Here is a 19,467-nt window from a genome sequence, read left to right as displayed (position 1 = left end):
ATTGGCTTCGGGTGGTCTGGGGTGAGGGTCGGTCCGGTCTCGGTGAGGCAGCCGTCGATGAGTTCGGGATGGCGCTGGACGCGGGCGGGTCCCCGGCGGAGGGTTCGGGTGAGGTGGTCGGGGTCGTGGTCGAGGTGCCGGGCGGCCCGCTGGAGGCTGGGCAGGCAGGTGGCGATGTCCGCTTCGGTCCACTCCTGCGGTTGGTCGCCGGCAGGTGGGGAGCATGCGGCCGAAGGAACGCACGTCCCATGTGAGGGCTTCCGGCTCGGGGCAGTTGGTCGGTACCGGATTCGAGCTGGAGCCGGTCACCCTCGGACGGGACGTGGGGGTGAGGATCCAGCGAGTGACAGCGCGGGCCGATGGCGGTCGAGGTCCGACCGGCTGGGACTTGCCGCGAAGGACGAAGCTGACGTACCGACGGACGTTGCCGTAGCCGTCCGGGGCCGCCCGCCCGTGTCGGCCGCCTCGCCCTGACGTACACCGGACCCTCAAGTTGAACACGTTCAAAATAAGGGACTACGCTGATGCCGAGCGAAGCCGAGGGGGTTCGATGAAGGTAGTGCTGCCCGGGGGAACCGGACAGGTGGGCACGATTCTCGACCGCGCGCTGACGGCGGCCGGACACGAGGTCACGGTAGTGACCCGGCGTCCCGTGCGGGCGCGCGACATCGGATGGGACGGGGCCACGCTCGGCCGCTGGGCCGCGGCGATCGACGGCTGCGATGTCGTGATCAACCTGGCCGGACGCAGCGTCTCCTGCCGCTACACCGCCGAGAACCTGCAAGCCATGATGGACTCCCGCGTGGATTCGGCGCGGGTGGTCGGCGAGGCGATCGCCGCCGCCGCGCGGCCACCGCGCGTCTGGCTGCAGATGAGTACGGCGACGGTCTACGCCCACAGCTTCGACGCGGCACACGACGAGGCGACCGGGGTGATCGGCGGCTCGGAGGCCGGGGTGCCGGACTACTGGGCGTACAGCGTCGAGATCGCAAGGAACTGGGAGCGGGCGCAGGCCGAGGCGCCGACTCCCACGACCCGCAAGGTGGCACTGCGCTCGGCGATGGTCATGAGCCCCGATCGGGGCGGTGTGTTCGACGTACTCTCGCGGCTGGCGCGCTTCGGGCTGGGCGGTCCGGTGGCCGGCGGCGCGCAGTACGTCTCCTGGATCCACGACAAGGACTTCGTGCGAGCGGTGGAGTTCCTGATCGCCCGGGACGACCTCGATGGGCCGGTGAATCTCGCCTCGCCCGGGCCCCTTCCGCACCGCGACTTCATGGAGGCGCTGCGAACGGCCTGGGGCGTCCCGGTGGGGCTGCCGGCGACGCGCTGGATGGCCGAGTTGGGGGCGTTCGCGCTGCGCTCGGACACGGAGTTGCTGTTCAAGAGCCGTCGGGTGGTGCCGGGGCGGCTGCGCGCAGCCGGGTTCGCTTTCGCGTATCCCGACTGGGAGAGCGCTGCTACGTCCCTCGTACAGCGGGCCAGGCCGGTTCGTGCGGCATCGGGTCGGGCCCGTGAATCGAACCGCGCTGTATAGCGGAGTTCCGCGGCTTGTCGCGCTGCGAGGGGCTCCGCAATTGCCGTCGCAGACGTGCAGGCGCCCAGTCACGCATGAAGCTGTCGACCGAACAGCGACAGACCTCGTCGTCGACGGTGCAGCCGTCCGCACCGCAAGGCACCTGGCACGCGGCGACTCATCGCGCCTCCCCCAACAGGGCGGCCCTCAGTATTCGGCCCCGCCCTCGACAAGTCGCCGCAGCGAGGGCAGCAGGGCGTCGATGTCCTGCCCGGTGCGGAAGGCGACGACCGTGGTGCCGGCTCCGCTCGTCGGCGAGCCGCCCGTCGGGAAGAGCGCGAGCACATCACGCATCGCCTCGTCCACCTCACCGACCGGATCCGTGGTCTCCCCACGGAGCCAGCGGCGGAGCACGTGGTTGTGGGCCGCGACCACCGCGGCCGACATCAGCTCGGCCCTGAGTGACGCCGACTTGGCCTCGTCGCCCATCCAGTCCCCGATGAACTCACGGAACAGTCGCTGGTAGCGCGCCACACTGGCGATCTCGCGGTCGCGGAGGGCGGCCACCTTGCTGGTGAGCATGTACCGCCGGCGCGCGAGATCGCCTTCGTCGAGGTAGTGCAGCAGCACCAGGCGGACCGCGTCGGAGACGGCGACCAGGGCGGTGCTGTGGCTCGAGGTCGCCAGCCTGTCCCTGATCAGGTCGAGGAGCCGGTCGTGGTCGGGGAAGATCACGTCTTCCTTGGACCGGTAGTGCCGGAAGAACGTCGTACGTCCCAGCCCGGCGCGTTCGGCGATGTCGTCGACGGTCGTCTGCTCGTATCCGCGCTCGTCGAAGAGCGCGAAGGCGGAGTCTGCGAGTCGGGACCGCGCGGATGGCTTGCTCATGATCGCCCATCTTTCCCCGTCTCGGCCTTCGGAGGCCACTTGCCTTCCTGAATGGTACTGCGTACCGTCGATCAGAGATTGAGTACCGAGGAGGTGCAGTGGCCCTCGAACCTTCTGACGAACGGGAAACATCACGCGTCATGAACGACATCGACATCCACACCACCGCGGGCAAGCTCGCGGATCTGCAGCGCCGCATCCAGGAAGCGACGCACGCCGGCTCGGAGCGCGCCGTCGAAAAGCAGCACGCCAAGGGCAAGCTGACGGCTCGTGAGCGCATCGAACTGCTGATGGACGACGCCTCCTTCGTCGAGTTCGACGAGTTCGCGCGGCACCGCTCGACCGACTTCGGCCTGGAGCACAACCGCCCCTACGGCGACGGTGTGGTCACCGGCTACGGCACCGTCGACGGCCGCCCCGTCGCGGTGTTCTCCCAGGACTTCACCGTGTTCGGCGGCGCCCTCGGCGAGGTCTTCGGCCAGAAGATCATGAAGGTGATGGACTTCGCGCTCAAGACCGGCTGCCCGGTCATCGGCATCAACGACTCCGGCGGCGCCCGGATCCAGGAGGGCGTCAGCGCCCTGGGCATGTACGGCGAGATCTTCCGCCGCAACACCCACGCCTCCGGTGTCATCCCGCAGATCAGCCTGGTCGTCGGCCCGTGCGCGGGCGGCGCGGTCTACTCCCCCGCCATCACCGACTTCACGGTCATGGTCGACCAGACCTCGCACATGTTCATCACCGGCCCCGACGTCATCAAGACCGTCACCGGCGAGGACGTCGGCTTCGAGGAACTGGGCGGCGCCCGCACCCACAACGCCGTCTCCGGCGTGGCCCACCACATGGCCGGCGACGAAAAAGACGCCATCGAGTACGTCAAACAGCTGCTGTCCTACCTGCCGTCCAACAACCTCAGCGAACCCCCGGTCTTCCCCGAGGAGGCGGACCTCACCCCCACCGACGAGGACCGCGAGCTGGACACCATCGTGCCGGACAGCGCGAACCAGCCCTACGACATGCACACCGTCATCGAACACGCCCTGGACGACGCCGAGTTCTTCGAGACCCAGGCCCTGTTCGCCCCCAACATCCTCACCGGCTTCGGCCGCGTCGAGGGCCACCCGGTGGGCATCGTCGCCAACCAGCCGATGCAGTTCGCCGGCTGCCTGGACATCGACGCCAGCGAGAAGGCCGCCCGCTTCGTGCGCACCTGCGACGCCTTCAACGTGCCCGTGCTGACCTTCGTCGACGTGCCCGGCTTCCTGCCCGGCGTCGACCAGGAACACACCGGCATCATCCGCCGCGGCGCCAAACTGATCTACGCCTACGCCGAGGCCACCGTCCCGCTGATCACCATCATCACCCGCAAGGCCTTCGGCGGCGCCTACGACGTCATGGGCTCCAAGCACCTGGGCGCCGACCTCAACCTCGCCTGGCCCACCGCCCAGATCGCCGTCATGGGCGCCCAGGGCGCGGTCAACATCCTGCACCGCCGCACCATCGCGGCCGCCGAGGACCAGGACGCCACCCGCGCCCGCCTCATCCAGGAGTACGAGGACACCCTCCTCAACCCCTACACCGCCGCCGAACGCGGCTACATCGACGCCGTCGTCATGCCCTCCCAGACCCGCGCCCACCTCGTCCGCGGCCTGCGCCAGCTCCGCACCAAGCGGGCATCACTGCCCCCCAAGAAGCACGGCAACATCCCGCTGTGACGGCCACGACGCGTTCGGCCGTGGACCGCGCCCCCGCCACGACGGCCACACCCCTGGCGAGCCCGCGACTGGTGATCAGGGCCGGCGCTCCCACGCCCGAGGAGCTGGCCGCCCTGGTCGCGGCCCTGGCCGTCAGCCGCCCGGCGGCCGCCGCCCCCGTCGCCCGCCGCCCCGACGGCTGGGCCTCACCGGAGCATCGACTGCGCACTGCGCATTCCCCCGGACCCGACGGCTGGCGCGCCTCGGCGCGTCATCGCTGACCATCCCGACGGAGACACCATGACCACCCCGCATCAGCACGAGCAGAACACCCTGGAGCCCGCATGCTGAGGAAGATCCTCATCGCCAACCGTGGCGAAATCGCTGTCCGCGTGGCCCGAGCATGTCGGGATGCCGGGATCGCGAGCGTTGCCGTGTATGCGGAACCGGACCGGGACGCTCTGCATGTCCGTGCGGCGGACGAGGCGTTCGCGCTGGGCGGTGACACTCCGGCCTCCAGTTACCTGGACTTCGCCAAGGTGCTGCAGGCCGCCAAGGACTCGGGCGCGGATGCCATCCATCCGGGTTACGGCTTCCTTTCGGAGAACGCGGACTTCGCCCAGGCCGTCCTGGACGCCGGGCTGATCTGGATCGGCCCGCCGCCGCAGGCGATCCGCGACCTGGGCGACAAGGTCGCCGCCCGGCACATCGCGCAGCGCGCCGGCGCGCCGCTGGTGGCCGGCACCCCGGACCCGGTTGCGGGTGCCGAGGAGGTCGTCGCGTTCGCCGAGCAGCACGGTCTGCCGATCGCGATCAAGGCCGCCTTCGGTGGCGGCGGGCGGGGTCTGAAGGTGGCCCGGACGCTGCAGGAGGTGCCGGAGCTGTACGAGTCGGCGGTGCGGGAGGCGGTCGCGGCCTTCGGGCGCGGTGAGTGCTTCGTGGAGCGCTACCTGGACAAGCCCCGCCATGTGGAGACGCAGTGTCTGGCCGACAGCCACGGCAACGTGGTCGTCGTCTCCACCCGTGACTGTTCGCTGCAGCGCCGCCACCAGAAGCTGGTCGAGGAGGCCCCCGCGCCGTTCCTGACCCCGGCGCAGGTGGACGAGCTGTACGCGTCGTCCAAGGCGATCCTGAAGGAGGCCGGCTACGTCGGTGCGGGAACCGTGGAGTTCCTGGTCGGCCAGGACGGCACGATCTCCTTCCTGGAGGTCAACACCCGTCTGCAGGTCGAGCACCCGGTCACCGAGGAGGTCGCCGGCATCGACCTGGTCCGGGAGATGTTCCGTATCGCCGACGGTGAGGCCCTGGGCTACGGCGATCCCGAACTGCGCGGGCACTCCATCGAGTTCCGTATCAACGGCGAGGACCCGGGCCGGGGCTTTTTGCCCGCTCCCGGCACCGTCACCGCCTTCGCGGCGCCGTCCGGCCCCGGGGTGCGGCTGGACGCGGGCGTCGAGTCCGGCTCCGTGATCGGCCCGGCCTGGGACTCGCTGCTCGCCAAGCTGATCGTCACCGGTGCCACCCGCGAGCAGGCCCTGCAGCGGGCCGCCCGCGCGCTGGCGGAGTTCCAGGTCGAGGGCATGGCCACCGCGATCCCCTTCCACCGCGCGGTGGTCACCGACCCGGCGTTCGCCCCCGAGCTGACCGGCTCGCAGGACCCGTTCACGGTCCACACCCGGTGGATCGAGACCGAGTTCGTCAACGAGATCAAGCCGTTCGCCGCCCCGGCCGACACCGAGAACGACGACGAGCCCGGCCGCGAGACGGTGGTCGTCGAGGTCGGCGGCAAGCGCCTGGAGGTCTCGCTGCCCGTCTCGCTGGGCATGTCGCTGGCCCGCACCGGTCTGGCCGCCGGCGCCAAGCCCAAGCGCCGGGCCGCCAAGAAGTCCGGCCCGGCCGCCTCCGGCGACACCCTCGCCTCCCCGATGCAGGGCACCATCGTCAAGGTGGCCGTCGAGGAGGGCCAGGAGGTCAAGGAGGGCGACCTCATCGTCGTCCTCGAGGCCATGAAGATGGAACAGCCGCTGAACGCCCACCGCTCCGGCACCGTCAAGGGCCTGAGCGCCGAGGTCGGCGCCTCCGTCACCTCCGGCGCCCCCATCTGCGAGATCAAGGACTGACGAATCCGCGGGTCTGACGAATCCGTGGGTCTGACGACTCTGTGCGTCCGACGACTCCGCGAGTCCGACGAACCCGTAGGCCGACGAACCCTTCCGCCCGCCCGGAGACCGGGCGGGCGGAGACCTGGCGCGGAGACCTGGCGCGCGGAGGACGTCGGCGAGTGGGAGGTGCCGCCACCGTCGTCGCTCCGCACCGTGGTCCCACCATCGCGGCTCAGCGCAAGCGTCCCCGCGGCTTCAGCGGCAGCGGGGGAAGTTCCGGGGCGGACAGCGGCGCGCCGTCGTACCCCTTCACCTCACCGAAGCGTGCACCCTTGGCCCAGTCCTCGCGGGCCTGTTCGATGTCGGCCTGGGTGCGCCCGATGAAGTTCCACCACATGATCAGCTCCTCCTCGAACGGCTCGCCGCCCAGGAGCATGAGGCCCGCGTCCGTCGTGGCGCGCAGCGGAAGTTCCGTACGTCCGCAGCCGAGGTAGAGCATGGAGCCCGGGACCACCGGCACGCCGTCGACCCGGGCCTCGCCGGACATCACGAGAACGGCGTACTCGAAGTCGGGCTCTAGCGGCAGGCGGACGTCCGCGCCGCTCGCGAGGGCCAGGTCGGCGCCGACGATCGGCGTGTACGTCGTACCGGGCGAGGCCGTGCCGTCGAGCGTGCCCAGCAGGAGTGTGGCCCGCAGGCCGGGGGCGGTGACGACGGGCAGCTCGGCGTGGTGCTCGAAGTGCGGGTCGGTGTGCCGGTGGCTGTCCGGCAGCGCGACCCAGAGCTGCGCGCCGTGCAGCAGACGGGAGTGCGCGCGGGGGCTCTCCTCGGAATGGCTGATGGCGCGGCCCGAGGTCATGAGGCCGAGTTCGCGCGGGCGGATCGTCTGGAGGCTGCCCGTGGAGTCGCGGTGCAGCACCTCGCCCTCGTGCAGCCAGCTGACGGTCTGCAGGCCCATGTGCGGGTGCGGCGGGACCTGCATGCCGGGCTCGTCGGCGATGTCGTCCGGCCCGTAGTGATCGACGAAGCACCACGCGCCGACCATGCGCCGGCCCAGATTGGGCAGCAGACGGCGGACCTCGGTCGACTCGCCGAGCTTGACCCGGCGGGGGCTGAGAAGTTCGCGCACCGGCTCGGCCACCACGAACCCGCGGCCGCCGCAGGCGGCGGGAACCGCCTCCCGATCAAGATTGCTCATGGCCCACAACCTAGACCCGTCGGTGGCCGCTCGTCAGGTCATCGATACGTCCATCGAGGGGCACTTGGCTCAGAACCGGCGCGGCGCCCCGGGAGTCCGGCCCCCGGGTCCGTACGCCGCGACCGGGCCGTTCGGGGGCCGAAGACGAGGTCCGTACATATAGTAGCCATGAACATAGTAGCCATGTACTGTTTCTTGCATGAGTACAGCGAAGTCGGCCTCCGAGAACGCGACCCCCGGTTTCCTCGTCTGGCGCCTGTCGATGAAGTGGCGCGTCGCCGTGGACCGGGCGGTGGGCCCGCTGGGCCTGACACACGCGCAGTACGCGCTGATCGCCTCGCTGTACAGCCTCAACCGGGGCGGGCGGCGGCCCAGTCAGCGCGAGCTCGCCGACCACACCGGACTCGAACCGCTCTACGTCTCGAAGCTGGCCCGTGCCCTGGAGACGGCCGGCCGTCTCGACCGCACCCGGGATCCGGCGGACCCCCGGGCGGTGCGGCTGACCCTCACCGACGACGGGCGCGAGATCGCCCTCCACGCCATCACCGTGGTCCAGGGCCTTCTGGAGCAGCTTCTCGAACCACTGGGCGGCCTCGGCGGCGACCGCACGCGGGCGTTCAGCCGCGAGCTGGCCGTCCTGCTCGACGTACCGCTCGATCCGCACACCGGAGCCGGGCCGCGTTCCGGCGTGGCTCCACCGTCCTCCGAAGAGTTCTCACCCGAGGAGTAGTCATGACCACCTCTGTTCCCCCTGTCAACGGCCAGGTCATCGGCCTCGCCCACTACGCGGGCCGGGCCGCCCTGGAGCGGGTGCTGGCCCGCAGCGGCACCACCTTCGAGCAGTCGGTGGCCCTGCGCGCCGCGCCCGACAACGGCGGGTCCGTCGAGCGGGCACGGGTCGTGGGCCGGCTCACCGACGGCCTGAAGATCGAGGAGTCGGCGGCCCGGCGGACCGTCGAGGAACTGACGGCGCTGGGGCTCCTGGAGGAGCCGGCTCCCGGACAGGTATCCCTGACGGACGGCGGCCGGGAACTGTCCGCGTCGATCCGCAGCGCGGGCGACGCGATCGCGGCCCGGGTGTACGCCGGGATCCCGGCCGAGGACCTGGCCACCGCCGGGCGCGTACTGGCCCTCGTGACGGAGCGGGCCAACGCGGAACTCGCCGACGCGTAACGGCCCGGACCACTGCCGGGACCCCAACCCGGAGCCGCCACCTCGAAGCGCCTCGGACCCCCGCAAGCTCGTGGAATATTCAACCAACTGCCACGGTTGTGGGCCTTCGAAGGAGGTCAGTGGTGGACACGACGTACTACGACCACGGGACGGCCGCGGAGCGCTGGGAGCGGGCGCGGATGTTCTTCGAGGCCAAGGACTACTCCGCGGCGGCACGCGTGCTGGACGGACTGGTCGAGGAGGTGCCGGAGCAGACAGGACCCCGGCTGCTGCTGGCGCGTTCCTACTACCACTCGGCCCAACTGCGCCGCGCCGAAGCCGAGTTGCGCACCCTCGTGGAGCTCGATCCGGTCGAGCACTACGCCCGGCTGATGCTGGGGCGCACACTCCAGCGCCTCGGCCGCCCCGACGAGGCCGCGTCGCACCTGCGGATCGCGTCCGCGCTCGGAGGCGACTTCGGACAAGCCTGATCCGGATCGGATCCGGCGCGGATCCGATCCGGCCCGGCGGTCGCGGGTTCGGGGTTCCGCACGGGAAGGCCGGTCGCCTCGGTGACCGGCCTTCCCGCGTGCTGTGCGGGCGGACGGCCGGGCCGGCACTCCCCTCCGCGTGCCGCGCGGCCCCTCCGCGTGCCGCGCGGGAGGACGGACGAGCGCTCGGGCGAGCGGCCGGGCCGGCACGTGACCGGAGCCACACGAGGAAAGTCGCTGGGCTCCCCCCGTGCCGCCTCGATCGCCCCGGTCCGGCTTGGCATCCTGGCGTGATGGCATCCGAGCGAGACCGCAGCGCCCCGCGCATCACCCTGAGCGACATGGTCGAGGAACTCCTCGGCCACGAGGGTCCGTTGCCGATCGTCGCGGCCGGTGACCCCGTGCTGCGCCGGGGCACGGAGCCGTTCGACGGGCAGCTGGACCCGGCACTGCTGGCCCGGTTCGTGGCCGCCCTGCGCGCCACGATGCACGCGGCACCGGGTGTCGGACTCGCCGCGCCGCAGGTCGGCGTGCCGCTGCGGATCGCCGTCATCGAGGACCCGGCGCCGGTCTCGGACGAGGTGCGCCTCGTCCGGGGGCGGGAGCCGCAGCCGTTCCGGGTGCTGGTCAATCCCTCGTACGAGGGGATCGGTCCGGGCCGGGTGGCGTTCTTCGAGGGCTGTCTGAGCGTGCCGGGCTGGCAGGCCGTGGTGGCCCGGCACACCGAGGTGCGGCTGACGGCGCTCGACGAACACGGGCGAGCGGTCGACGAGGTGTTCGGCGGCTGGCCCGCACGCATCGTCCAGCACGAGACGGACCACTTGGACGGCATGCTGTACCTCGACCGCGCGGAGCTGCGCTCGCTGTCCTCGAACCAGGCGGCGGCGGAACTCTGGTCCCAGCCGACGCCGGAACGCGCGGCCGACGTTCTGGGCTTCACCCTGCCGGACTGATGCCGGCACGGCCCCTGCGGTTCTGGGCATCACGGCCCGCCCTCGGGGTCCGGGCCCAGCCCTCGGTTCCACGTCCGGCTTCGGGCACCACCATCAGACCGCCGCTTCGCCCTGCCGAGCCGACGGCCGGGATCCCCCGGCAGACGCTCGCCGCACCGCACCGCACCGCGCCCATCGGTCCCGCGCCGGGGCTCCCGGCGGAAAATCGCAGGCGCCCCGACTCCGGCTCGGCTAGCCTGCGGGCATGTCTACGCCCCGCGTCTCTTAGCTCCAGGACCCGCTTCCACGCCACCCGTGTGTCCTTGAGCCGATTGACTTCTGGAGCGTTCTCCCATGATCACCGTTCGCGGTGTCGATGTGCGCGTCGGCGCGCGTCTGCTGCTTTCCGGCATCTCCTTCACCGTCTCCCCCGGCGACCGCATCGGCCTGGTCGGCCGTAACGGCTCCGGCAAGACCACCCTTCTGAGCACCCTCGCGGGGCTGCGGCGTCCCGCCGCCGGTTCCGTCTCCCGTACCGGGGCGGTCGGTCACCTCGCCCAGGACCCGGCCGCCGCGGACCCCGCGGTCACGGTCACCGCGCGGATCCTGTCGGCCCGGGGCCTCGACCGTGCCGTACGGGCCCTGCGGGCGGCAGAGACCGCGATGGCCGACGGATCCGACCGTGCGATGAACGCCTACGCGCGCGCCGAGGCCGAGTTCCAGGCGCGCGGCGGGTACGCGGCCGAGGCCGAGGCGGCCCGGGTCGCCGCCGGACTCGGTCTGCCGGCCCGGGTGATGGACCAGTGCATCGGCACCCTGTCCGGCGGGCAGCGACGACGGGTCGAGCTCGCCCGCATCCTGTTCGCGGACGACGGCACCCTGCTCCTCGACGAGCCGACGAACCACCTGGACGCGGACTCGATCGCCTGGCTCCGCGGGTTCCTGGCAAGCCGTCAGGCAGGGCTCGTTCTCATCAGTCACGACACCTCCCTGCTGGCCGACGTGGTCAACCGCGTCTTCCACCTGGACCCGCACCGCGCCACGCTCGACGTCCACAACACCGGCTGGGCGGCCTACCTCACCCGGCGCGACGCCGACGAGCGACGCCGGTCCCGGGAGCGCGCCAACGCCGAACGCAAGGCGGCGGCGCTGCACGCGCAGGCCGACAAGATGCGCGCGCATGTGGCGACGGCCGTGGCCGCCAGGAACATGGACCGCCGCGCCGACCGCCTGCTCGCAGGACTGGAACCGGTCCGGCGGGCGGAGAAGGTCGCCAGGATCCGGCTGCCCGAACCGGCCCCGTGCGGACGCGTGCCGCTCGGGGCGGTCGCGCTGACCAAGTCGTACGGCGATCTGCGCGTCCTCGGCGGCGTCGACCTCGCCGTCGACCGGGGCAGCCGGCTGGTGATCCTCGGCCCGAACGGCTCGGGCAAGACGACGCTGCTGCGGCTGCTCGCCGGGCACGAGAGCCCGGACAGCGGGCGGGTCGTGCGCGGACACGGGCTGCGTCTCGGCTACTTCGCGCAGGAGCACGACACGCTGGACCCCGCCGGAACGGTCCGGGACCATCTCGCCACCGCCGCGCCGCACCTCGGCGACGGGGAGGTACGAGGGGTGCTCGGCTCGTTCCTGTTCACGGGCGACGACGCCGGCAAACGGGTCGGCGTCCTCTCCGGCGGAGAGAAGACCAGGCTCGCCCTGGCGGGGCTCGTCCACTCGGGCGCGAACGTGCTCCTCCTGGACGAACCCACCAACAACCTGGACCCCGCCTCCCGCGCCGAGGTCCTGGCGGCGGTGGCCACCTGTCCGGGCGCGCTCGTCATGGTCACCCACGACGAGGGAGCCGTCGACGCCCTGCGCCCGGACCGGGTGCTGCTGCTCCCGGACGCGAACGAGGACCTGTGGAGCGAGGAGTACCGGGAACTGGTGTCCCTGGCCTGACGCGCCGGCCGTACGACGGCACACAGGCGGCACGCCGCACGGCGCGGCCGCCTGTGTGCCAGGCCCGGCTCACGCGTCCCGGTACGCCTCCAGGAGCCTCAGCCAGACCTCGCTGACCGTCGGGTAGGACGGGACGGCGTGCCACAGGCGCTCGACCGGGACCTGGCCGACGACGGCGATGGTCGCGGAGTGGATGAGCTCGCCGACGCCAGGGCCGACCAGGGTGAGACCGAGGACGATCTCGCGGTCGAGGTCGACGACCATGCGGGCCTTGCCCCGGTAGCCGTCCGCGTACAGTCCGGCGCCGGCCACCGAAGCCATGTCGACGTCCACGGCCCGGACCCGGTGACCGGCCTGCTCCGCCTCGGCCAGGGAGAGGCCCACGGCCGCGGCCTCCGGGTCGGTGAAGACGCACTGCGGGACGGACGCGTGGTCGGCGGTGGCGGAGTGCGCGCCCCAGGGGTCCGTCTCCAGCAGAGGCACTCCCGCGGCACGGGCGGCGATGGCGGCACCGGCGATCCGGGCCTGGTACTTGCCCTGATGGGTGAGCAGCGCGCGGTGGTTGACGTCACCGACCGCGTACAGCCATGCGCTGCCGATGACCCGGAGACTGTCGTCGACCTCGATCCACTTGCCCGGCTCCAGGCCGACGGTGTCGAGGCCGATGTCGTCGGTGCGGGGCGCGCGGCCGGTCGCGAAGAGGATCTCGTCGGCCTCGATACGGTCGCCGGTGTCCGTGAGGGCGACCACCGTCGAGCCCTCGCGCGAGACGGCGGTCACCGAGGTACCGGTGCGCACGTCCGCGCCCGCCTCGGTCAGTGCCTCGGCGACCAGTTCCCCGGCGAAGGGCTCCATGCGGGGCAGCAGGCCCTTGCCGCGCACCAGGAGGGTGACCTGGGAGCCGAGCGCCTGCCAGGCCGTGGCCATCTCGGCGGCGACGACACCGCCGCCCACCACGATCAGCCGTCCGGGCACGGTGTGCGCGCTGGTGGCCTCGCGGCTCGTCCATGGTTTGACCTGGGCGAGGCCCGGCAGGTCGGGGAGCTGGGCGCGGGTGCCGGTGCAGACCGCGACCGCGTGGCGGGCGGTCAGCAGGCGCCGTTCGCCGTCGGGTCCGTCGACCGTCACGGTGCGCGGTCCGGCGAGCCGGCCGTGTCCGCGGTGGAAGTCGGCTCCGATGCCGTCCAGCCAGGAGAGCTGGCCGTCGTCCTTCCAGTCGGAGGTGAACCAGTCGCGGTGGGCGAGCACCGCGGAGGCGTCGAGGGGGCCTTGTACGGCGGCGGCGAGGCCGGGTACGCGGCGGGCGTCGGCGCGGGCGATCACCGGGCGCAGGAGAGCCTTGCTGGGCATGCACGCCCAGTACGAGCACTCGCCGCCGACCAGTTCGCTCTCCACGACCGCGGTGGAGAGGCCGGCGGCGCGTGCGCGGTCGGCGACGTTCTCCCCCACGGGTCCGGCACCGAGCACCACGACGTCGTACGCGATGGATTCCGTTTCCGTCATGGGGCCAGTCTGGTTGCTGGTGTGCGCCGTGGCCACACGGGTACGGGCCCGGAATAGGCCCCTGGTGGGTTGCGTTGTGCTGACCGGCATGACCCGGACGTGAGGAAGAGGGAAATGGAATGAGCAGCACCGTTGAGCTCACCAAGGAGAACTTCGACCAGACGGTCACGGACAACGAGTTCGTCCTGATCGACTTCTGGGCGTCCTGGTGCGGGCCGTGCCGTCAGTTCGCCCCGGTCTACGAGAAGGCCGCCGAGGCCAACCCCGACCTGGTCTTCGCCAAGGTCGACACGGAGGCGCAGCCTGAGCTGGCCGCCGCCTTCGACATCCAGTCGATTCCGACCCTGATGATCGTGCGGGACCAGGTCGCGATCTTCGCCCAGCCCGGGGCACTGCCCGCCGCCGCTCTGGACGACGTCATCGGGCAGGCCCGGAAGCTGGACATGGACGAGGTACGAAAGTCGGTCGCGGCCCAACAGGCCGGGCAGGCCGAGAACGCCGGGCCTGCCGGGGACACCGAGTAGGCAGGCCCCCGGCGGGCCGGGGACCGGGTGCGACGGTCCGGGGAGCAGGTGCGCGCGCCCGGCCGCTGCCCTCGGCCGCCGCAGCTCCCGCAGCCCTAGAAGGGATATCCCGCCACGTCCCCGCGCACCGTCGTCCATCGCAGGTCGGTGAAGGCGTCCAGGTTGGCCTCGCCGCCGAAGCGGGCGCCGGTGCCGGACGCGGCGGTTCCGCCGAAGGGCGCGACGGCCTCGTCGTTGACGGTCTGGTCGTTGATGTGGGCGATGCCCGTCGGGATGCGCTCGGCGAGGTCCAGGCCGCGTGCGGTGTCCCGGGTGACGATGCCCAGGGAGAGGCCGTACGGTCCGGCGGAGGCCAGGGCCGCCGCCTCGTCGAGGGTGGTGAAGGAGCGGACCGGCGCGACCGGGCCGAAGACCTCCTCCGCGTACGCCGGGGTCGTGTCGTCGACTCCGGCGAGCACGGTGGGCCGGTAGAAGAGCCGGTCGTACGTGCCGCCCGCCGCGAGCTTCGCGCCGTTGGCCGTGCTGGACTCCACCAGCCCGTGGATCTTGGTGAGTTGGGCGTCGTCGATGATCGGTCCGAGGTGGACCTGTTCGCGGTGCGGGTCGCCGACGGCCAGCGAGTCGGCCTTCGCGGCGAGCCGTTCGACGTACTCCTCGTAGAGCGAGGCGTGGACCAGGTGGCGGCCGGTCGTCATGCAGATCTGGCCCTGGTGGAAGAACGAGCCCCAGGCCGCCGTGGAGATGACCGCCTCGATGTCGGCGTCCGCCAGGACGACCAGGGCGGAGTTCCCGCCCAACTCCAGGTGCGCGCGCTTGAGATGACGTCCCGCCGCCTCACCGACCGCGCGTCCCGCGGCGGTCGAGCCGGTGAAGGAGATGACCGGGACCAGGGGGTCGGCGACCAGGGCGCGGCCGGTCTCGGGGCCGCCGGGAAGGACCTGGAGCAGCCCGTCCGGCAGTCCCGCCTCGGCGAAGACGGCTCCGAGCGCGAGGCCGCCGCACACGGCCGTGCGCGGGTCCGGCTTCAGGACGACGCCGTTGCCGAGCGCGAGCGCCGGAGCCACCGAGCGGATCGAGAGGATCAGCGGTGCGTTGAAGGGCGCGATCACGCCCACGACGCCGGCCGGGACGCGGCGCGTGTACGACAGGCGCGGCGCCTCCGAGGGCAGGATCTGGCCCGTCGGGCGCGAGGCGAGTGCGGCCGCCTCGTAGCACTCCTGGGCGGCGACGTGCAGCTCGAAGTCCGCCTTGCCCGGGATGGAGCCGGACTCCCGCACGATCCAGTCGCGCAGCTCGTCGGCGTGCGCCGCGAAGAGGTCGCCCGCACGGCGCAGTACGGCGGCGCGGACGAAGTGCGGGGCCTTGGCCCACTCGGTCTGGGCGGCGCGGGCGGTCCGCGCGGCGGTCGCGACGTCCTCGGCGCCGGCGAGCGTGACGGCGGCGAGGCTCTCGCCGGTGGCGGGTTCGGTGACGGTGTGCTCATCGCCCGAGAGCGGGCGGGACTGCCAGGTCGTGGGGTCGAGCAGTGGCATGTCGGCTCTCCGATCGTTCACTGATCACCAGCGGGACTCGGCGGACTCCTGCGGCCGGGGGCCGAGCGGAAGTCCCGTGTAGTTCGCGGCCAGTTCGGCGGCGGCTGAACGGGATGCCGTGATCCGGCGCAGTCGCGCGAGCTGCATCCGGTCGTCGAAGGCGTCCCCATTTGGTTGAGCATGCAACATCGTAGTCATGTCGTACGAGAAGCGCGTGGCCTGCCACACACGTTCGAGGGCCATCCGCGAGTACCGGTCCAGGAGTTCCGTCGATCCCGTGCGGTGCAGCGCGGCGAACGCGCGCGCCAGGACCCGTACGTCCGCCACCGCGAGGTTGAGCCCCTTGGCGCCGGTCGGCGGCACGATGTGGGCGGCGTCCCCGGCCAGGAACAGCCGTCCGTGGCGCATCGGCTCGTGGACCCAACTGCGCATGGGAGTGACCGACTTGGCGGTGACGGGACCGCGTTCGAGCCGCCAGTCCCCCTCGACCGCGAAGCGCGCGGCCAGTTCGTCCCAGACGCGCTCGTCGGGCCAGTCGTCGGCGTCGGTCCCGTTCGGTACCTGGAGGTACAGCCGGGACACCGACGGGGAGCGCATGCTGTGCAGGGCGAAGCCGGTGGCGCCCCGGGCGTAGACCAACTCCTCGCAGGAGGGCGGCACATCGGCGAGGATGCCGAGCCAGGAGTACGGGTAGTCGTGCGCGTACGTACGGCCCGTACCGGCCGGGAACGCGGCGCGCGCGACGCCGTGGCCGCCGTCGCAGCCCACCACCCAGTCGCAGCGCAGGGTCCGCTCGCGCCCCTCCCGCACGAACCGCACGACGGGCGAGGCGCTCTCCGGCCCCTCCACGGCGAGCACCTCCGCCTCGAACAACAGGGGTGGCCCGTCAGCGAGTTGGAGAGCGACAAGATCCTTCACGATCTCCGTCTGGGCGTAGATCGTGACGGTCCGGCCGCCCGTGAGCCCGGGGAAGTCGATGTGATGACGCTCGCCCTCGAAGCGCAGCTCGATCCCGTGGTGGACCAGACCCTCGGCGTCCAGCCGCCCGCCCGCCCCGCACGCGCGCAGGGCGTCGACCGTGCCCTGCTCCAGCATGCCGGCCCGCTGGCGCCGCTCGACGTACGCGCGCGTCCTGCTCTCCAGGACGACACAGTCGATCCCCGTCCGGTGCAGCAGCCGGGCCAGCAGAAGTCCCGCCGGGCCCGCGCCGATGACGCCGACCGTGGTCCGCATGACGCGCCTCCGGTGTCCGATGCCGCCGGGGCCGGGCTCCGGCGCGGGGACCGGCCCCGTCACGCACGGGCCCGGGCGAACAGGCTCGGTGTCACGAGACGGCGAACGCGCCTGCTGCGGCACCAGCCTCTCTCAGCTCGACGCGCGGTGCACCACTCGTGCGCCCAGCACCTCGTGCGTCTCCGGCTCGGCACCCGGTTCACGGACCGCGCGGTCGACCAGTTCGGCGAGGTCGCGGCCGGAGGGCAGGTCGAGGTGCACGGTGCTCAGCCGGGGCCGGAGCAGCCGGCCGAGCATGAGGTCGTCGGCGCCGACGACGGCGGTCTCGTCCGGCACGGCGACGCCCTCGTCCTGAAGGGCGCGCATCAGGAGCATCGCGTACTCGTCGTTGTACCCGAAGACCGCGTCGAGGCCGAGGGAACGCCAGCGCGCCGCGAGGCGGGCCGCGGCCTCCTCCTCGTAGGCCAGCGGCAGCTCGGTGACCGTCGCGTCCGTGCCGCTCACGGCCCGCCGGACACCGTCGAGGCGGGGCCTGGAGAAGATCTCCAGGCCGCTCTCCTCGGGCATCACGACGCCGATGCGGCGGCGGCCGCCGGACAGCAGATGGACCCCCGCGCAGTGGCCGACCCGGTCGTGGTTCATGAGCAGCGCGTGGGCGCCCTCGACCCGTTCGGGGCCCAGGGTGACCACGGCGCGGGCGCCGGCCCGCTTGAGGACCGCGACACCCGGCGGACCGAGGTCGCTGCCGGGCACCAGGACGGCGACCGGGCGCAGCTCGGCCCAGGCGCGGGCGGCCTCGTCACCGTGCAGCCCGACGCTGCCGTACTGCACGACGGTGTAGTCGAGCCGGCCGAGCGCGGACTGGAGTTCGGCGAAGAACCGGTGGTAGAGCGGGCCCACCGGGGCGGTCGGGGCGGGCATCAGGACCATACGGCTGTGTCCGGCGCGCAGACTGCGGGCGGCCGCGTGCGGAACGTACCCGAGTTCCTCCGCGGCCTCGCGGACCCGGCGGCGGGTGGGTTCGCTGATCCGGACGGCGCTGGTGTTGTTCAGGACGTACGAGACGGTCGCGCGCGAGACACCGGCGAGGCGTGCCACGTCGGCACTGGTCGGTACGGGTCGTCGTGCGGGCGCCGGCTGGACGGCGGGCTGCTTCGGTAATTGCACCATGACGCGACGCATCCTTGCAGAGGGCTCGGACACCGCCTCGCGCCGGGGCCCCGATCGGCCTCTCGTTTTACGGAACTCCCGCCTCCGTAAAGGAGGTTGACCGCCCGGTACCGCCACACCGAGACAGAGGTTACCGTTCGGTAGACAACGCTTCGGAGGTGACCGGGATGACTCCCGACCGTGCCCCAGGACTGACGGAGAGCGCGCGTGCGCTGGCCGCGGGCGAGGTGAGTTCGCGCGAGCTGGTCGAGCGGGCGCTCGCCCGGATCGAGGCGGCCCGGTCCACCGTGAACGCCTTCCGGCTGGTGCGCGCCGAGGCCGCGCTCGCGGAGGCCGACGCGGCGGACGCGGAGCTGGCCGCGGGCGGGCGGAGGCCGCTGCTCGGAGTGCCGGTCGCGGTCAAGGACGACATGGACGTGGCGGGCCAGCCGACCGCGTTCGGCTGCCCGGGGGAGTTCCCGCCGGTGTCCGAGGACGGCGAGGCGGTCCGCCGGCTGCGCATGGCCGGGGCCGTCGTGGTCGGCAAGACCAACACCTGCGAGCTGGGCCAGTGGCCGTTCACGGAGGGCCCCGCCTTCGGCGCGACCCGCAATCCCTGGCACCACGGGCACACCCCGGGCGGCTCGTCCGGGGGCTCCGCTGCCGCCGTGGCCGCGGGCCTGGTGCCCGCGGCGCTGGGCTCGGACGGGGCGGGCTCGGTGCGCATCCCGGCCGCCTGGACCCATCTGGTCGGCATCAAGCCGCAGCGCGGCCGGATCTCGACCTGGCCGCGCCCGGAGTCCTTCCACGGCATCACGGTCAACGGCACGCTCGCCCGCACGGTCGCGGACGCGGCCCTGCTGCTGGACGCGGCGAGCGGCAGCCACGCGGGCGATCTGCACCGGCCCGCCGCGCTGCGCGTCCACGACGCCGTGGGCCGCGACCCGGGCCGGCTGCGTATCGCGCTGTCGCTGAAACCGCCCTTCACCGCGCTGCCCGCACGGCTCGACCCCGCCGTACGGGCGAAGGTCCTCGCCCTCGCGGAGCGGCTCGCCGCGCTCGGGCACACGGTGGAGGAGGCCGATCCGCGCTACGGACAGATCGGGCTCACCTTCATCCCGCGCGCCACGGCCGGCATCGCCGAACACGTGCGCGACGTGCCGTTCCCCGAGCTGCTCGACCGGCGCACCCACGGCGCGGCACGCCTCGGCCGGCTGCTCGGCGGCACGCCGCTGCGGGCGGCCCGCCGGGCCGAGGCCACGCTGCAACGGCGCGTCGGCGCGCTGTTCGACACCTACGACGTGGTGCTCGCGCCGACGACCGCCGCTCCCCCGCCGCCCGTCGGCTCGATGCTCGGCCTGAGCGGTCTGCGCACCGACCGCGCCATGATCGCGGCCTGTCCCTACGCCTGGCCGTGGAACATCCTCGGCTGGCCGGGCGTCAACGTCCCCGCGGGCTTCGTGGGCGAAGGTCTCCCGGTCGGCGCGCAGTTGCTCGGCCCTGCGGACAGCGAGCCGCTGCTGGTGTCGCTGGCCGCGCAACTGGAGGCGGACCTACGCTGGCACGAACGGTGGCCTCCGTACGAAGCCGTCGCGGACTCCCCGGCCGCGTAGGC

At 72.5% G+C, this 19,467-nt stretch carries 17 protein-coding genes; 11 read left to right on the top strand and 6 right to left on the bottom strand.

The genetic code is table 11. The features are described from left to right. The first annotated feature begins 550 nt into the window (after positions 1–550). Entirely contained in the window at positions 551–1,534 is a 984-nt protein-coding gene (locus OG410_RS36435) for a TIGR01777 family oxidoreductase (RefSeq protein WP_329303043.1), read from the top strand. Between the two features lie 186 nt (positions 1,535–1,720). Here the strand turns inward: OG410_RS36435 and OG410_RS36430 are convergent, their stop codons facing one another. After that, positions 1,721–2,401, bottom strand: a complete 681-nt coding sequence (locus OG410_RS36430) for a TetR/AcrR family transcriptional regulator (RefSeq protein WP_329303042.1) — start codon at positions 2,399–2,401, stop codon at positions 1,721–1,723. 140 nt (positions 2,402–2,541) lie between these two features. On the opposite strand from OG410_RS36430, the gene OG410_RS36425 reads away from it, so the two are divergent. The 3 genes from OG410_RS36425 (at position 2,542) to OG410_RS36415 (ending at position 6,215) form a co-directional block, all read left to right on the top strand. After that, positions 2,542–4,116 (top strand): acyl-CoA carboxylase subunit beta, encoded by a 1,575-nt coding sequence (locus OG410_RS36425; protein ID WP_329303041.1) that lies wholly within the window; start codon positions 2,542–2,544, stop codon positions 4,114–4,116. Beyond that, positions 4,113–4,376, top strand: a complete 264-nt coding sequence (locus tag OG410_RS36420; protein ID WP_329303040.1) for an acyl-CoA carboxylase epsilon subunit — start codon at positions 4,113–4,115, stop codon at positions 4,374–4,376. Before OG410_RS36425 ends, OG410_RS36420 begins: the two co-directional genes overlap by 4 nt. Positions 4,377–4,442: 66 nt before the next feature. Next, positions 4,443–6,215: an acetyl/propionyl/methylcrotonyl-CoA carboxylase subunit alpha gene (locus tag OG410_RS36415; protein ID WP_329304382.1), complete on the top strand. Its 1,773-nt coding sequence runs from the start codon at positions 4,443–4,445 to the stop codon at positions 6,213–6,215. Positions 6,216–6,429: 214 nt separating this feature from the next. Here OG410_RS36415 and OG410_RS36410 read toward each other — a convergent pair whose 3' ends face one another. After that, entirely contained in the window at positions 6,430–7,395 is a 966-nt protein-coding gene (locus OG410_RS36410; protein ID WP_329303039.1) for a pirin family protein, read from the bottom strand. Positions 7,396–7,594: 199 nt separating this feature from the next. Between OG410_RS36410 and OG410_RS36405 the strand changes: the two genes are divergently transcribed. The 5 genes from OG410_RS36405 to OG410_RS36385 all read left to right on the top strand — a co-directional run bounded on the left by OG410_RS36405 (position 7,595) and on the right by OG410_RS36385 (position 11,911). Further along, a complete protein-coding gene (locus tag OG410_RS36405; RefSeq protein ID WP_329303038.1) occupies positions 7,595–8,125 on the top strand; it encodes a MarR family winged helix-turn-helix transcriptional regulator in 531 nt (176 codons plus the stop codon). A 2-nt stretch (positions 8,126–8,127) separates the two neighbouring features. Further along, positions 8,128–8,568: a MarR family transcriptional regulator gene (locus OG410_RS36400; protein WP_329303037.1), complete on the top strand. Its 441-nt coding sequence runs from the start codon at positions 8,128–8,130 to the stop codon at positions 8,566–8,568. A 122-nt stretch (positions 8,569–8,690) separates the two neighbouring features. Further along, positions 8,691–9,038, top strand: coding sequence for a tetratricopeptide repeat protein (locus tag OG410_RS36395; protein ID WP_328445410.1), 348 nt, complete (start codon positions 8,691–8,693; stop codon positions 9,036–9,038). A 293-nt stretch (positions 9,039–9,331) separates the two neighbouring features. Beyond that, entirely contained in the window at positions 9,332–9,991 is a 660-nt protein-coding gene (locus OG410_RS36390; protein WP_329303036.1) for a peptide deformylase, read from the top strand. Positions 9,992–10,324: 333 nt separating this feature from the next. Then, complete coding sequence (locus OG410_RS36385) at positions 10,325–11,911, top strand: ABC-F family ATP-binding cassette domain-containing protein (RefSeq protein WP_329303035.1); 1,587 nt, start codon at positions 10,325–10,327, stop codon at positions 11,909–11,911. A 69-nt stretch (positions 11,912–11,980) separates the two neighbouring features. Here the strand turns inward: OG410_RS36385 and OG410_RS36380 are convergent, their stop codons facing one another. Further along, positions 11,981–13,414, bottom strand: a complete 1,434-nt coding sequence (locus OG410_RS36380) for a dihydrolipoyl dehydrogenase family protein (RefSeq protein ID WP_329303034.1) — start codon at positions 13,412–13,414, stop codon at positions 11,981–11,983. Between the two features lie 119 nt (positions 13,415–13,533). Here OG410_RS36380 and trxA point away from each other — a divergent pair, with 119 nt between their 5' ends. Continuing rightward, entirely contained in the window at positions 13,534–13,938 is a 405-nt protein-coding gene (gene trxA / locus OG410_RS36375) for a thioredoxin (RefSeq protein WP_329303033.1), read from the top strand. A 95-nt stretch (positions 13,939–14,033) separates the two neighbouring features. On the opposite strand, the gene OG410_RS36370 is transcribed toward trxA, so the two are convergent. From OG410_RS36370 to OG410_RS36360, 3 genes are all read right to left on the bottom strand, one after another. Further along, a complete protein-coding gene (locus OG410_RS36370) occupies positions 14,034–15,470 on the bottom strand; it encodes a benzaldehyde dehydrogenase (RefSeq protein WP_329303032.1) in 1,437 nt (478 codons plus the stop codon). Positions 15,471–15,494: 24 nt separating this feature from the next. Then, positions 15,495–16,703, bottom strand: a complete 1,209-nt coding sequence (locus OG410_RS36365; RefSeq protein ID WP_329303031.1) for a 4-hydroxybenzoate 3-monooxygenase — start codon at positions 16,701–16,703, stop codon at positions 15,495–15,497. A gap of 132 nt (positions 16,704–16,835) precedes the next feature. Next, positions 16,836–17,873 (bottom strand): LacI family DNA-binding transcriptional regulator, encoded by a 1,038-nt coding sequence (locus OG410_RS36360; protein WP_329303030.1) that lies wholly within the window; start codon positions 17,871–17,873, stop codon positions 16,836–16,838. A gap of 167 nt (positions 17,874–18,040) precedes the next feature. On the opposite strand from OG410_RS36360, the gene OG410_RS36355 reads away from it, so the two are divergent. Further along, a complete protein-coding gene (locus OG410_RS36355) occupies positions 18,041–19,465 on the top strand; it encodes an amidase (RefSeq protein ID WP_329303029.1) in 1,425 nt (474 codons plus the stop codon). The last annotated feature ends 2 nt before the right edge of the window (positions 19,466–19,467 follow it).

Source organism: Streptomyces sp. NBC_00659 (assembly GCF_036226925.1).
Lineage (GTDB): Bacteria > Actinomycetota > Actinomycetes > Streptomycetales > Streptomycetaceae > Streptomyces.
Note: the sequence above shows the minus strand (reverse complement) of the source record. Positions and strands in the feature narration are given on the sequence as shown.

Coding starts and splice junctions, on each gene's coding strand:
- OG410_RS36385 (WP_329303035.1), top strand. CDS start 10,325: ATGATCACCGTTCGCGGTGTCGATGTGCGCGTCGGCGCGCGTCTGCTG.
- OG410_RS36390 (WP_329303036.1), top strand. CDS start 9,332: ATGGCATCCGAGCGAGACCGCAGCGCCCCGCGCATCACCCTGAGCGAC.
- trxA (WP_329303033.1), top strand. CDS start 13,534: ATGAGCAGCACCGTTGAGCTCACCAAGGAGAACTTCGACCAGACGGTC.
- OG410_RS36370 (WP_329303032.1), bottom strand. CDS start 15,470: ATGCCACTGCTCGACCCCACGACCTGGCAGTCCCGCCCGCTCTCGGGC.
- OG410_RS36355 (WP_329303029.1), top strand. CDS start 18,041: ATGACTCCCGACCGTGCCCCAGGACTGACGGAGAGCGCGCGTGCGCTG.
- OG410_RS36430 (WP_329303042.1), bottom strand. CDS start 2,401: ATGAGCAAGCCATCCGCGCGGTCCCGACTCGCAGACTCCGCCTTCGCG.
- OG410_RS36435 (WP_329303043.1), top strand. CDS start 551: ATGAAGGTAGTGCTGCCCGGGGGAACCGGACAGGTGGGCACGATTCTC.
- OG410_RS36365 (WP_329303031.1), bottom strand. CDS start 16,703: ATGCGGACCACGGTCGGCGTCATCGGCGCGGGCCCGGCGGGACTTCTG.
- OG410_RS36360 (WP_329303030.1), bottom strand. CDS start 17,873: ATGGTGCAATTACCGAAGCAGCCCGCCGTCCAGCCGGCGCCCGCACGA.
- OG410_RS36410 (WP_329303039.1), bottom strand. CDS start 7,395: ATGAGCAATCTTGATCGGGAGGCGGTTCCCGCCGCCTGCGGCGGCCGC.
- OG410_RS36400 (WP_329303037.1), top strand. CDS start 8,128: ATGACCACCTCTGTTCCCCCTGTCAACGGCCAGGTCATCGGCCTCGCC.
- OG410_RS36405 (WP_329303038.1), top strand. CDS start 7,595: ATGAGTACAGCGAAGTCGGCCTCCGAGAACGCGACCCCCGGTTTCCTC.
- OG410_RS36425 (WP_329303041.1), top strand. CDS start 2,542: ATGAACGACATCGACATCCACACCACCGCGGGCAAGCTCGCGGATCTG.
- OG410_RS36380 (WP_329303034.1), bottom strand. CDS start 13,414: ATGACGGAAACGGAATCCATCGCGTACGACGTCGTGGTGCTCGGTGCC.